This is a genomic window from Maritimibacter sp. HL-12 (assembly GCF_900177545.1).
Lineage (GTDB): Bacteria > Pseudomonadota > Alphaproteobacteria > Rhodobacterales > Rhodobacteraceae > Sinisalibacter.
This window is the reverse complement of record NZ_FXBQ01000001.1, coordinates 329,742-343,345: the sequence shown is the minus strand read 5'-3', so window position 1 is coordinate 343,345 and position 13,604 is coordinate 329,742. Positions and strand designations below refer to the sequence as shown.

At 66.5% G+C, this 13,604-nt stretch carries 12 protein-coding genes; 6 read left to right on the top strand and 6 right to left on the bottom strand.

Annotation, left to right across the window (positions count from 1 at the left end):
• The first annotated feature begins 188 nt into the window (after positions 1-188).
• Entirely contained in the window at positions 189-1,235 is a 1,047-nt protein-coding gene (gene ppk2, locus B9Y97_RS01720) for a polyphosphate kinase 2 (protein ID WP_085525137.1), read from the top strand.
• A gap of 144 nt (positions 1,236-1,379) precedes the next feature.
• Positions 1,380-2,636, top strand: coding sequence for a lytic murein transglycosylase (locus tag B9Y97_RS01715; protein WP_085528042.1), 1,257 nt, complete (start codon positions 1,380-1,382; stop codon positions 2,634-2,636).
• Between the two features lie 58 nt (positions 2,637-2,694).
• Here the strand turns inward: B9Y97_RS01715 and B9Y97_RS01710 are convergent, their stop codons facing one another.
• From B9Y97_RS01710 to glyA, 4 genes are all read right to left on the bottom strand, one after another.
• Positions 2,695-3,162 (bottom strand): SRPBCC family protein, encoded by a 468-nt coding sequence (locus B9Y97_RS01710; protein WP_085525136.1) that lies wholly within the window; start codon positions 3,160-3,162, stop codon positions 2,695-2,697.
• Entirely contained in the window at positions 3,159-3,500 is a 342-nt protein-coding gene (locus B9Y97_RS01705; protein ID WP_085525135.1) for an ArsR/SmtB family transcription factor, read from the bottom strand. Before B9Y97_RS01705 ends, B9Y97_RS01710 begins: the two co-directional genes overlap by 4 nt.
• Before the next feature lie 213 nt (positions 3,501-3,713).
• Positions 3,714-4,589 (bottom strand): lysophospholipid acyltransferase family protein, encoded by an 876-nt coding sequence (locus B9Y97_RS01700; RefSeq protein ID WP_085525134.1) that lies wholly within the window; start codon positions 4,587-4,589, stop codon positions 3,714-3,716.
• Between the two features lie 127 nt (positions 4,590-4,716).
• On the bottom strand, positions 4,717-6,009 hold the full coding sequence (gene glyA / locus B9Y97_RS01695) for a serine hydroxymethyltransferase (RefSeq protein WP_085525133.1): 1,293 nt from the start codon (positions 6,007-6,009) through the stop codon (positions 4,717-4,719).
• A 162-nt stretch (positions 6,010-6,171) separates the two neighbouring features.
• Between glyA and B9Y97_RS01690 the strand changes: the two genes are divergently transcribed.
• Entirely contained in the window at positions 6,172-6,933 is a 762-nt protein-coding gene (locus B9Y97_RS01690; protein ID WP_085525132.1) for an NAD kinase, read from the top strand.
• A gap of 12 nt (positions 6,934-6,945) precedes the next feature.
• Here the strand turns inward: B9Y97_RS01690 and B9Y97_RS01685 are convergent, their stop codons facing one another.
• Both B9Y97_RS01685 and B9Y97_RS01680 read right to left on the bottom strand, forming a co-directional pair.
• Positions 6,946-8,241: a sigma-54-dependent transcriptional regulator gene (locus B9Y97_RS01685; protein WP_085525131.1), complete on the bottom strand. Its 1,296-nt coding sequence runs from the start codon at positions 8,239-8,241 to the stop codon at positions 6,946-6,948.
• A gap of 207 nt (positions 8,242-8,448) precedes the next feature.
• The gene (locus B9Y97_RS01680; RefSeq protein WP_085525130.1) at positions 8,449-10,338 is read right to left on the bottom strand and encodes a propionyl-CoA synthetase; all 1,890 of its coding nucleotides are present in this window, start codon (positions 10,336-10,338) and stop codon (positions 8,449-8,451) included.
• A gap of 281 nt (positions 10,339-10,619) precedes the next feature.
• Between B9Y97_RS01680 and B9Y97_RS01675 the strand changes: the two genes are divergently transcribed.
• The 3 genes from B9Y97_RS01675 to B9Y97_RS01665 all read left to right on the top strand — a co-directional run bounded on the left by B9Y97_RS01675 (position 10,620) and on the right by B9Y97_RS01665 (position 13,549).
• Positions 10,620-11,870: a hypothetical protein gene (locus tag B9Y97_RS01675; protein WP_085525129.1), complete on the top strand. Its 1,251-nt coding sequence runs from the start codon at positions 10,620-10,622 to the stop codon at positions 11,868-11,870.
• 71 nt (positions 11,871-11,941) lie between these two features.
• On the top strand, positions 11,942-12,331 hold the full coding sequence (cdd, locus tag B9Y97_RS01670; protein WP_085528041.1) for a cytidine deaminase: 390 nt from the start codon (positions 11,942-11,944) through the stop codon (positions 12,329-12,331).
• A 3-nt stretch (positions 12,332-12,334) separates the two neighbouring features.
• On the top strand, positions 12,335-13,549 hold the full coding sequence (locus B9Y97_RS01665; protein ID WP_085525128.1) for a phosphopentomutase: 1,215 nt from the start codon (positions 12,335-12,337) through the stop codon (positions 13,547-13,549).
• Positions 13,550-13,604: the final 55 nt, after the last annotated feature.

Genomic DNA, 13,604 nt, shown 5'->3' with positions numbered 1-13,604 from the left:
ATACCCGGGGAGTCTGGCCGGGTGACGCAGAACAATTCCGCACAGATCGCCCGGCTGTTTTGCCCGGCGCCACAACGCAGCCCATTCTTGCTGCTTTGACTCGGATCAAGGCGCAGGATGGCGTGCGCGGTTAAAATCGTTGTCAAGCGAACGACGAGCGTAAGAAGGCAAGAAGAGAGTGTGACAACATGACGATTCCCTCGCAGAAACCGACGAACGAAGGGGCCACGCCACCGGCCAAGGCATCGACCGAGGCGGCCAGAAAGGAGGCCCTGCGCGTGAGGGCCCGGGCCGAGCTTGCCCGCAGGAAAGCCGAGGAGGCTGCTGCCGAGGCCGAAAGCGAAGGGGCACTCGCCAAGTTTCCGCATGTCACCAGCGATCTGATCCGCCAAACCTTCGAGAACGGTGAATACCCCTACGAGGGCAAGCTCGACCGCAAGACCTATGAACGCGAGAAAGCGATGCTTCAGGCCGAACTGCTGAAGGTTCAGAAGTGGGTGAAGGAAACCGGGCAGAAGTTCGTTCTGATCTTCGAGGGGCGTGACGCGGCCGGCAAGGGCGGCACGATCAAGCGTTTCATGGAGCATCTCAACCCGCGCGAGGCCCGCGTTGTGGCGCTTGGCACGCCCACCGAGAAGGAAAAGGGCCAGTGGTTCTTCCAGCGCTACATCGAGCACCTGCCGACCCGCGGGGAAATGGTGTTCTACGACCGGTCCTGGTATAATCGCGCGGGTGTGGAGCGGGTGATGGGGTTCTGCACCCCGAACGAATACCTCGAATTCATGCGCCAGACGCCGGAATATGAGCGGATGCTCAAACGGTCGGGCATCCGGCTTTACAAATACTGGTTCTCGGTCACCCAGGAGGAGCAGCGCACCCGCTTCAAGTCGCGCGAGCACGACCCTCTGAAACAGTGGAAACTTTCGCCGATCGACAAGGCCAGCCTCGACAAGTGGGACGATTACACCGAGGCCAAGGAGGCGATGTTCTTCTACACCGACACCGCCGATGCGCCCTGGACGATCGTGAAATCGAACGACAAGAAGCGCGCGCGGCTGGAAGCGATGCGCCACTTCCTGTTCACGCTCGATTACCCCGACAAGGACCACGCGCTGGCCTATGTGCCCGATCCGCTGATCGTGGGCCATGCCAGCCAGGTGATTCACGGTGCGGACCATATTCTCGGTGCCAGCCTGCATCCTGAACAGCGCCGCAAGAACAAGAACGACGCCTGAGCTTCGGCCATCGGGGCAGGACGCGCGCGGCATTCGGGCCGGGCGCGTTTTCGCATGCCCCCGCGCCGGTTTCCGCCGAACCCGCGCGAAGGCTTTGCCGGCCGCGGTGCACCGCGCTACTCTCGCCGGCAACGGGAGGTTGCGATGGACGTAACACGCAGAACGGTGAGCCTCGGACTTCTGGCGGCGGGTCTGCCGGGCTGTGCGTCGGGTCAGCGCATCCCGGTGCTGGCGAGTTCCTCCGCGCAGGGTGCGCCGAGCAGGGCGACCGCGCCGCCGCCGAAACCCACGCCCGACAGCGGCTATGACGCCTGGGTGCGGGCGTTTCGTGGTCGCGCCGCGTCGAAAGGGATTTCCACCGCGACGCTCGATGCGGCGTTCCGTGGCGCGGGCTACCTGCCGAAAGTGATCGAGAACGACCGCGCCCAGTTTCAATCGCGCCGAACGCTGGAAGATTACATCGCCATCGCCGCCTCCGACGCCCGGCTGAGGACCGGCCGCGAGATGCTCTCCCGCCATGCCCGCATGCTCGACCGGATCGAGGCCCGCTACGGCGTTCAGAAGGAGGTGATCGTCGCGATCTGGGGGATGGAAAGCTCCTACGGCGACCGGCGCGGCAGCACCCCGGTGATCTCGGCCCTGTCGACGCTCGGCTACAAGAGCCGCAGGGCGGGGTTTTTCGAGGGCCAGCTTGTGGCGGCCCTCGCCATCCTGCAAAGCGGTGACATCAGCCCGGCGAAGATGACCGGAAGCTGGGCCGGCGCAATGGGCCACACCCAGTTCATCCCCACCACCTACCAGGCCCACGCCGTCGATTTCACCGGCGACGGGCGGCGCGACATCTGGTCGGACGATCCCACCGACGCGCTCGCCTCCGCCGCCAATTACCTCGCCCAATCGGGCTGGCAGGCCGGGCGGCTCTGGGGCGTGGAAGTGCGCCTGCCTTCGGGCAGCGACGATCTGGTGACCCGCAGCGTGGCTGACTGGCGCGCGCGTGGGGTGACGAGGGCATCCGGCGGCGCGGTGCCCGACCACGGCTCCGCCAGCCTGATCCTGCCCAGCGGTGCGGGCGGCCCGGCCTTCCTCCTGTTCCACAACTACAAGGTGTTTCGCGCCTACAACAACTCGATGAAATACGCCCTCGGCGTCGGCCACCTCGCCGACAGGCTGGCCGGAGGCGGCCCGCTGGTCGGCGATTTCGGCACCGACGCGCAGGGGCTGACACTGGAGGAACGCAAGGAAATCCAGACCCGCCTCACCGCTGCGGGCTTCGACACCGAGGGCGCCGACGGGGTGATCGGCGACAAGACCACCGCCGCCATCCGCGCCTTCGAACAGGCCCGCGGGCATCCGGTGACGGGGATCGCCTCGCAGACGCTGCTGCGGCAGTTGCGGGGGTGAGGGGGCGGATAGCGGGAATGCGGGCCAAAAGGCTATGTGCGCAGCACCTGCCTGGTGATTATTTGAGAGATTGAGCGTATGCCTCTAGCTGTGTCGCAACTGTCCCCCACCCATCATGGAACCCCATGTCTTCATGGCTCTGACGGGCTTCGGGCGATCTGTGCCTGGCAGTCGCGGTGTAGGTCGTCGTGCCGTCTTCTCCATCTGCGAATTCGATGATCGCCGTCATGAACGGGTCCGCAGCGGGCTTCCAGCCTTCGCTGTAGGTATCGGTGAAGACCAGCTTTTCACCGTCGACAATTTCCAGAAAAACGCCCTCATTTTCCATGATGTTGCCGTCGACATTCATCGTGGTATTGAATTTTCCACCAACGCGCAGGTCGATCTCGCAGGCATCAATGCTGTGCGGCTTGGGCACGAAGAAGTTCCTGATATGCTCGGGTGTGGTCCAGCAGGCCCACAGCAGCTCCCTAGGTGCATGGATCGTACGGGTGAAGGTCAGGTCGGTTCTTGGATCGAGCTTCATGTCTTGCTCTCCTGCATGAGGTTCTTGATGTAATCGTCGAAGCGGTCGAGCCGCCCTTCCCAGATCGCGCTCTGTTCGCTTAGCCAGGCGGTGGCGGGTCTGAACGCGTCGGGGGACAGCGCGCATATGCGGGTTCGCCCCTGCTTGGTCGACGTGATGAGGTTCGCCGCTTCCAGCTTCTTCAGATGCTCCATGAACGACGGCAACGCCATATCGTGCGGCGCAGCCAATTCGCTCACGCTGGCCTCGCCACGCGCGAGACGCTGGAGAATCATCCGTCGCGTTGGGTCGCCGAGGGCAGAGAAACATTGATCAAGATCTGATTCATACTTAGCCATATCCCTTAGTAACGCAAAGGGCCGGTGCAATCAAGATACTGAGGGAAAATCCTGAGTGATTGGCAAGACCGAGGTTCGCGGCATCCTGACGAAAGACCGGAGCGGGCTCCCGACAGCCCGTCGCGCAACCCTCTTGCTCGTCCGGGTGACCACGCGGGCCACCTTGCTGGGGAAAAGGACGCATCAAGCACCGCCCAAGCCCGGCACAGCGGCCTACTGGCCGTCCCAGCGTCGCAACATCCAGTACCATTGCGCCGGGTGCGCCATAATCCGCGATGACAGGCTGTCGTTGAAGGCGCGGGTCATGGTGATGCTGTCGCTGTGCGGGATCGGGGCTTCGAAATCGACGCGGAAGGCATCGCCGTCGTCGATGCGGATCCCGTAGGCGGGGATCATCGGCAGATCGTATTTGAGCGCAAGCTGGGCCGCCGAGAGCGAGGTGAGCGCGTCGTGGCCCAGAAACGGCAGTGGCACGCCTTCGGCATATTTCTCGTCCAGCAGGATGGCGATGATGCCACCCGCCCGCAGGTGGCGCACCAGCGCCCGGGTGCCGACATGGCCGGTTGCGAGGATCGGTTTGCCCCCCGCCTCGATGCCTGCCCGGATCCGGCGTTCGTAATGGCGGTTCTTGTGCGGGCGATACACCGCGCCGCTTTCAAGCCCATACATCTTGATTGCGGCGCGAACTGCTTCCCATTGCCCGAAATGCCCCGAGACGATGATCGCCCCCTTGCCAGCGGCCTGCGCCGCTCTCAGCGCGTCAAGCCCGGGGCCCGAGGCCCTGAATTTCTGGTGCTGGGTATGAAACTCGGCACAGTGGTAAATCTCGAAGAGAGTCCGCCCCATATGGCGACCCATTTCCTGGCCAAGCTTGGTGCGATCCCTGCGCGTCATGTCGGGAAACACCCGCTTGGCCTCTCGGTCAAACCGGCGTCGCGCGGGCGGGAACCATCGCATCACCACGGCGAATGTCGTTCCCAATCCGCGCGACCGCAAATCAAAGGAACGCCAGCGGACAACCGACAACGCCGACCACAAGGGTAGGTATCTCAGGTGATGGGCAACGGATTTCAGAGAGCTGGACAGCATGGTCCTATATAGGCGCTTCGCTGGTGGTTACCAACGGAAAACGCCCGATCAGGGCGAGTGTCGCGCGACACCCGAACCGCTCAGCGGCAGTGGGGCGGCGGCCGCCGCCCCTCCGGGTTTGCCCCGCTCAGTGCCCCGGGTAGATCGGGAAGCGGGCGCAGAGCGCGGCGACCTTCTCGCGCACGGCCGCCTCAACCCCGCCATTGGCGTCTTCGCCGTTGACCGCGAGCCCGTCGACGACCTCCACGATCATCTCGGCAATCGCGCGGAACTCGGCCTCGCCAAAGCCCCGCGTGGTGCCCGCAGGCGTGCCGAGACGGATGCCGCTCGTCACCGTGGGTTTTTCCGGATCGAACGGGATGCCGTTCTTGTTGCAGGTGATATGGGCGCGGCCCAGCGCCTTCTCTGTGGCGTTGCCCTTCACGCCCTTGGGGCGCAGATCGACAAGCATCACGTGCGTGTCGGTGCCACCGGTGACGATGTCGAGCCCGCCCTTCATGAGCTGGTCGGCAAGGGCCACGGCATTGGCGCGGACCTGTTTCTGGTAGGTCTTGAACTCCGGCCGCAGCGCCTCGCCGAAGGCCACCGCCTTGGCGGCAATCGCGTGCATCAGCGGCCCACCCTGGATGCCGGGAAAGATCGCCGAATTGATCTTCTTGGCAAGCCCTTCGTCGTTGGTGAGGATCATGCCGCCGCGCGGGCCGCGCAGGGTCTTGTGGGTGGTGGTGGTCGCGACATCGGCATGGGGGAAGGGCGAGGGGTGTTCGCCCGCCGCCACCAGCCCCGCGAAATGCGCCATGTCGACGAGCAGCCAGGCACCTACCGAGTCGGCGATCTCGCGGAACCGGCCGAAATCGAGCTGCCGCGGGATCGCCGAGCCGCCGGCGATGATCAGCTTTGGGCTGTGCTCCTTGGCAAGCCGGGCAATCTCGTCGTAATCCACCAGGCTGTCCTGCTGACGCACACCGTATTGCACCGCGTTGAACCACTTGCCCGACTGGTTCGGCGGGGCACCGTGGGTGAGGTGGCCGCCGGAAGCGAGGTTCATGCCGAGGATCGTGTCGCCGGGTTGCAGGAGCGCGGTGAACACGCCCTGGTTGGCCTGGCTGCCCGAGTTGGGCTGGACATTGGCAAAACCCACGCCGAACAGCTCTTTCGCCCGCTCGATCGCGAGGTTCTCGGCCACATCGACCCATTCGCAACCGCCGTAGTAGCGGCGCCCGGGGTAGCCCTCGGCGTATTTGTTGGTCATCACCGAGCCCTGGGCTTCCATCACCGCCGCCGAGACGATGTTTTCCGAGGCGATCAGTTCGATCTCGTCCTGCTGGCGTTTGAGTTCGCCGCGGATCGCGCCGAACAGCTCGGGGTCGCGGGATTCCAGCGGTTCCGAGAAAAAGCCTGCGTCGCGGATATCGGTCATGAAGCCCTCCTGTGGGTGCTTGGGTTGTCCGGTTTCCTAGGCGAATTCACGTCCCGCGGGAAGCCCCGTTTGCGACGCAGCGCGGGAAGCCTGCGACGGCTCTGGTGCAGCGGGGAAACTTGTGGTCTTTTCGGAACCTGAACCCCGCGAGAGGAAACGCCGATGGCCACCAGGCTTCATTTCGCCGCCTCAAACTCCGAGCTTGCGCAGACCAGCCGCGCCGAGCTCGTGGCGCGCTACGACGACGTGCCGATCGAAAAGGCCGACGTGATCGTGGCGCTGGGCGGCGACGGGTTCATGCTGCATACGCTGCACGCCAGCCAACACCTGACTGCGCCGGTCTACGGCATGAATCGCGGCACCGTCGGCTTCCTGATGAATGAATATGCCAGTGACGGGCTCATCGAGCGCGTCGAGGCGGCGGAGATCGCGTTGATCAACCCGCTGCGCATGCGCGCCGATTGCGTTGACGGCGAGGCGCGCGAGGCGCTGGCGATCAACGAGGTGGCGCTGCTCAGGGCCGGCAGCCAGGCGGCAAAACTGTCGATCACCATCGACGGACGGCTCCGGATGGCGGAACTGGCCTGCGACGGTGCCCTGGTCGCGACGCCCGCAGGCTCGACCGCCTACAACTATTCCGCCCACGGGCCGATCCTGCCGATCGGCTCCGATGTGCTCGCCCTGACCCCGATCGCCGCCTATCGCCCCCGGCGCTGGCGCGGGGCGCTCCTGCCCAAGCGTGCCAAGGTGCGGATCGAGGTGCTGGAACCCGACAAACGCCCGGTGATGGCCGACGCCGACGGGCGGCCGGCGGGCAACGTGCTCTCGGTCGAGATCGAGACCGCGGCCGATATCGAGCACCGGGTGCTGTTCGACCCGGGCCACGGGCTTGAGGAACGGCTGATCCGTGAGCAATTCATCTGAGGCGGGCAGGGGTCAGCCGCCCGCGCCGGTTTCCCAGGCCTCGCGTTTGCGATAGATCGTGGACGGCGAGACGTCGAGCACCCGCGCGGCGCGCGGCACCGAACCGCCCTCGGCCCGGATCGTCGCCTCGATCACCCGGCGTTCGATCTCGGCCAGCGAAAGCCCGACCAATCCGGCCGGTTCCGCGCCCTGACCCATGGCGGGGGTGTGCCGGGCCGGATCGGCGATCATCGCGGGCAGGATATCCGGGGTGATCAGCGGGCCATGCTGGGTAAGCACCAGCGACCAGACGAGATTGACCAGCTCGCGCGCGTTGCCGGGCCAGTCATATGACTTGATCAACTCCAGCGCGGCGTCGGCGAAGCCGGAGATCGCGCGCCCCTCTGCGCGGGCGAATTCGGCAAGCCGGGTGCGGGCAATCAGGGTGATATCATCGCCGCGCCCCCGCAGGGGCGGCAGGGTGAGCGCGGCAACGTTGAGCCGGTAATAGAGTTCCGGGCGCAGGTGCCCCTCGCGTATTGCCCGCAGCGGATCGTGGCGGGTTGTGGCGATGATGCGCGGCGCGTCCGGTTGTCCGATATGTTCGTCGATCAGCGCGAGCAGGCGCGATTGCAGCTTGGTCGGGAGATCGCAGATCTCTTCGATCACCAGCGTTCCGTTCACCGCCTTGCCCCGGGTGGCCGCGTCGAGCTGGTCGGCGGTGAGCGTTGGCGCATCGAGCGTGACCGGCGGAATGCGGGCACGCGGTGAGGCGGCATGGATCTCGCGCGCAAACAGGCTCTTGCCGGTGCCGACCTCCCCCGTCACGATCACCGGGGCCTGCGACGCGGCAACCGTGCGCGCCCGGGCGAGGACGGCGCGCAGGTCTTGCGAGGCGGCGAGCACGGCGTTTTCGGCGCGGTACGGCGGCGCGGCATTCGCGGTCGCTACGGGCACCGGTTCCGTCGGGTCGAGGCCCGGCATGGCCTTGATCGCGGACGCGATGGTTTTTTCCAGCCGTCCGGGTGAGAACGGCAGAAACAGGCAATCGAAGGCACCCGCCCGCATCGCCTCGGCGGCGGCGTTGATCTCGTCGTGCGAGGCGATCACCACCACCACGGGGGCTGGAGCGAGCGCAAGGCACTGGTGCAGAAGGCGCGACGCCGGTTCGCCGTCCACGGTGAGCGGGAGGAAGGCCAGCCGAGGCCGCAATTCGGCGCACAAGGCCTCGGCCTCGTCAAGCCGGGTGCAGCGCCGCACCGCCAGCCCGGCGCGGCGAAAGGGATCTTCTGGCAACGCGCGAGCAGTCCTCACATCGGACACCACCATGACAGACACACCGGGCCACTGGCCCGGGCCGACCGGCGCTTGCCGGTGACCGATATCTTGACTCACACCCACACCCCCTACTGTAACACCTTCACAACAAGCCTCACACGTAAAAGTTGAGGCGCGCCTAACTCCGACATTCACAAGGCAATATCAACCCCGCCGACGGGCGAAGGTAAAAAAACACTGTTTCTCAACTGCGAACATTCAGCCTTTGGCGAAGCCCAGGCCTTCGAGCGCGTCGCGGATTTCGTCGAGAATCGCCGGGTCGTCGATGGTGGCGGGCATCTTGAACGCCTTGCCGTCGGCGATCGACACCATGGTGCCGCGCAGGATCTTGCCCGAGCGGGTTTTCGGCAGCCGATCGACGACCACGGCAAGCTTGAACGCGGCGACCGGGCCGATCTGGTCGCGCACCAGCTTGACGCATTCGGCCACCACCTCCTTGTGGTCGCGGTCGCAGCCTGCGTTGAGGCAGAGGAAGCCGAGCGGCAACTGGCCCTTGAGCTCGTCGCTCACGCCGATCACCGCACATTCGGCCACGTCCGGGTGAGAGGCCAGAACCTCCTCCATGCCGCCGGTGCTCAGCCGGTGCCCGGCGACGTTGATCACGTCATCGGTGCGCGCCATGATGTAGAGATAGCCGTCCTCGTCCTTGTAGCCCGCATCGCCGGTCTCGTAGTAGCCGGGGAAGGTGTTGAGGTAGGATTTGCGGAAGCGCGCTTCGGCGTTCCACAGGTTCGGCAGCGTGCCCGGCGGCAGCGGCAACTTGATCGCGATCGCACCAAGCTCGCCCGCGGCCACCTCGTGCCCGCCTTCGTCCAGAATGTGCACATCGTAGCCGGGCATCGGCACCGAGGGGCTGCCGAGCTTGACCGGCAGGGGTTCGATCCCCATCGGGTTGGCGGCGATGGCATAGCCGGTTTCGGTCTGCCACCAATGGTCGATCACCGGCACCTTGAGGTGATCCTGCGCCCAGGTGATGGTGTCGGGATCGGCGCGCTCGCCGGCGAGGTAGACCTGTTTGAGGCAGGAGAGATCGTATTTCGTCACGAACGCGCCCTTCGGGTCTTCGCGCTTGACCGCGCGGAAGGCGGTGGGGGCGGTGAAAAAACTTTTTACCCCGTGCTCCGAGATCACCCGCCAGAAGGTGCCCGCATCGGGCGTGCCCACGGGCTTGCCCTCGAACACGATGGTGGTGTTGCCGTGGATCAGCGGCGCGTAGCAGATGTAGGAATGGCCGACGACCCAGCCGACGTCGGACGCGGCCCAGAACACGTCGCCGGGATCGACGTTGTAGATGTTCTTCATCGTCCAGTTCAGCGCCACGAGGTGGCCTGCGGTGTGACGGATCACGCCCTTGGGCTGGCCGGTGGTGCCGGAGGTATAGAGGATATAGGCCGGGTGGTTGCCCTCGACCGGCAGGCAATCGACCGGCTCCGATGCCTCGACCTCGGCCCAGTCCACGTCGCGCCCCGCGGCCATGTCGGCGGGCCTTTCCGCGCGCTGGAGGATCACGCAGACCTCGGGCTTGATCTTCGCCTGGTCGATCGCGCTGTCGAGCAGGGGCTTGTAGGGCACCACGCGGTTGGGCTCGATCCCGGCGCTGGCGGCGATGATCGCCTTGGGCCCCGCATCGTCGATGCGCACCGCCAGTTCGTGGGCGGCGAAACCGCCGAAGACCACCGAGTGGATCGCGCCGATCCGGGTGACCGCGAGCATCGCGATCAGCGCCTCGGGCACCATCGGCATGTAGATGATCACCCGGTCGCCCTTCACGATCCCGCGCGCGGCGAGCCCGCCGGCGAAGCGGGCGACGCGGTCGCGCAGTTCGCTGTAGGTGATCACCTGCTTGCGCCCGGTGATCGGGCTGTCGTGGATGATCGCCGGTTGATCGCCGCGCCCGGCCTCGACATGGCGGTCGACGGCGTTCCAGCAGGTATTGACCAGGCCGTCGGAGTACCATTCGTAAAGCGGGGCGTTCTCGTCGAACAGCGCCTTCGAGGGCATCTTGTCCCAGTCGATGGCCTTGGCGGCGTCCATCCAGAACTTCTCCGGATCGGCCTGCCAGCCCGCGTATACCTCTTTGTAGCCCATGTCGTCCTCCTCCTCGGTCGTTGGGTTTTGTTACGGAGCCGGACGGCGTGGGGCAAGTTCCTTGCCGCGGGGCGAGGCATTTTCCCGCAGGTATTTGCAGGATCTGCCCGGCCCAGCCTTGCAAATTTTTGCAAACTGCCCCTCGATATGCAGGTCTTTCGCAAAGCTGCCCGATTTTGCAAACTACAGCCGGGGAGATTGCAAACCACGGGGGAATCGCTCTCGGGGGCTTGCGCGCAGGGGGTCGGGCGGGCAACCTTCCGCCCAGTATGAGGACAGCCATGAACATTTTCGCGCCCGTCAGGTATTGCCTTGCCCTTGTTTTCGCGCTCGTGGCTTTCGCCACACCGCTCGCGGCGCAGGACTGGGGCAACACCGACCAGGAGGGTGCCGGCGGCGCGGGGGCCTATGTCTGCCCGCTGGACGATGCCGAAACCGGCAACCTGTTCTGCTTCCGGCTCGGCTGCACCGACGATGCCCCGTTGCGCTTCGAGATCAACATCGTCGGAGGCGATGCGCCGGATGCGCTCGACGTGGAGTTGAGCGTCGATGGGCGGGCGGCGGGGCTGCTCGGGTTTTCCCGCGCCCCGGCGGAGGACCACATATCGCTCACCGCGCCGTTCGATCCGCGCCTGCATCGCGGCCTCGTCACCCGGTTGCGCGAGGGCATCCGGGCCGAAGTGTCGCTGGACTATCCCGATGGCGCGCAAACGGTCGAGATGTCGTTGCGCGGCTCAGGCCGGGCGCTTGGCGCGGTGCTTGCAACCTGCCCGATGCCCGAGGTGCCGCTGAACGATCCGGCGTCGGTGGTGCTCGACCAGATCGTGACCGAATGCGCCGCGATCGGCGGAACGGTGGCAATGGAACAGAGCTTCGAGCGGCGCGAGGATCTTGACGGCGACGGGGTCGAGGACGTGGTGATCGACTATGCCGCCGCGGTCTGCTCGGAAATGGCCTCGCTCTACTGTGGCTCGGGCGGCTGCACGGTGGGCTTCTTCCTCGCGCGCGGCGATGCCTACAAGCGGTTGTTCGACGGCGTGATCCGGAATTATGCCGCGCTGCCCGGCGGGCGACTGGCGCTCGATCTGCACGGCACCGCCTGTGGCCTCTACGGCTTCGAGGCTTGCCGCAAGGTGTTCGACATCACCGGCGACAATTTCGCGCTGCTGGAGGAGTTGGGCGGCGAGGCGGCGGAAGCCGCGATGGCGGCGCAGGATGCGGAGGCTGGCACGGACGAGCCTGCGCCCGCCCCGGTGGACGAGGCCGCGCCGGAGGGTATGGGCAGCGGGTCCGGGTCCGAACCGCAGGCGGCACCGACCGAACCCGACGCCCCGCCGCCGCCGGCCGACGAGGCGCGTGCACCGGAGGCGGTCAACGAGCCTGAGCCGGACCGGATGCCCGTCCCCGGCAGCGTCTGGCTTGGCGACGATGACGCGGTGATCCTGCTCGGGGAAGGCGAGGCGCTGCCGACCGATCTTACCGCCGATCCGACCGAACCCGCGCCGGGCGAAAACCCCGACACCGGGCTCTGAGCCGCGGTTTTGCCTTGCACCCGGACGCGGCCGGACTAGGCTCGAACCAGTTGGTCAAAACGGAGGTGGCGATGTCCCTGCTCGATGATGCCAAGGCGGTGCGCGTGCACGCCCACGCGCCCTATTCCGGCTTCAAGGTGGGCGCGGCGATCCGCAGTGCCTCGGGCGCGGTCTTCACCGGGGTGAACGTCGAGAACGCGGCATACCCGGAGGGCACCTGTGCCGAGGCCGGGGCGATTGCCGCGATGGTGGCGGCTGGCGAAACCCGCATCGCGGAGGTGGCCGTGGTCGGGGATGCGCCCGAACCCGTCACGCCCTGCGGCGGCTGCCGCCAGAAGCTGGCCGAGTTTGCGCCCCCGGGCACACAGGTGACCATGGCCAACCTGCAAGGCGACGAACGGGTGATGACGATCGAGGCGCTCCTGCCGCATGCCTTCGCCAAGGCGCAGATGGAGGGCTGAGCGATGACCCGCGCCTTCCTCGTGGTGCTCGATTCGGTCGGGATCGGCGGTGCCCCCGATGCCGACGCCTATTTCAACGATGGCACGCCCGACACCGGCGCCAACACCCTTGGCCATATCGCCGAGGCTTGCGCCGAGGGCCGGGCAGACGGGGCCGGGCGCGCGGGCCCGCTCACGTTGCCCAACCTCGACGGGCTTGGCCTCGGCGCGGCGCTGGAACTGGCGAGCGGGCTGCGCGCGCCGGGACTGGGGGCGACGCCGTCCGGCCTCTGGGGCGCGGCCACCGAGGTGAGCCGGGGCAAGGATACGCCCTCGGGCCACTGGGAGATCGCCGGCCTGCCGGTGCCTTGGGACTGGACCTATTTTCCGAAAACCGAACCGACCTTTCCCGAAGAGGTGACGCAAAGGCTGATCGAGGCCGCGGGCGCCGGCGGCATCCTCGGCAACAGGCACGCCTCCGGCACGGTGATCCTCGACGAGCTTGGGGCCGAGCATGTCGCGACCGGCTGGCCGATCGTCTACACCTCCGCCGACAGCGTGCTCCAGATCGCGGCCCACGAGGAAAGCTTCGGGCTGGACCGGCTCTATGCCCTTTGCGAGGCGGTTGCGCCAATGCTGCACGCGATGCGGGTCGGGCGGGTGATCGCGCGGCCTTTCGTTGGCAGGGCCGAGACCGGGTTCAGCCGCACCACCAACCGCCGCGATTTCGCGCTGGAACCCCCCGGAGACACGCTGCTGGACTGGGCGCAGGCGGCGGGCCGCAGCGTCAACGCGGTGGGCAAGATCGACGACATCTTTGCCCATCGCGGGATGGACAACGGCATACACGGTGCCGACGCCGATCTTATGGAGGCGCTGATCGGCTGGGGCGATGGCGCGGAGGAGGGCAGCCTGACCTTCGCCAACCTCGTCGAGTTCGACGCGAAATTCGGCCACCGGCGCGACGTGGCGGGCTACGCCGCGCATCTCGAATGGTTCGATGCCCAGCTTCCGCGCTTTCTCGCCAGCCTGCGTGCAGGCGATCTCGCGATCTTCACCGCCGATCACGGCAACGATCCGACCTGGACCGGCACCGACCACACCCGCGAGCGGGTGCCGGTTCTGGGCTGGGGCGTCGGCGCGCGCGGGATCGGCCAGGTGGGTTTTGCCGATATCGGCGCGAGCGTGGCGGCGCATCTCGGTCTGCCCGAGCGCGGCGCAGGACGGAGTTTCCTGTGAAAAACCGTCCGGGGCAGGGTGACCCGGCACGCGCCGGTCCGGGTTTTCGGCGCGC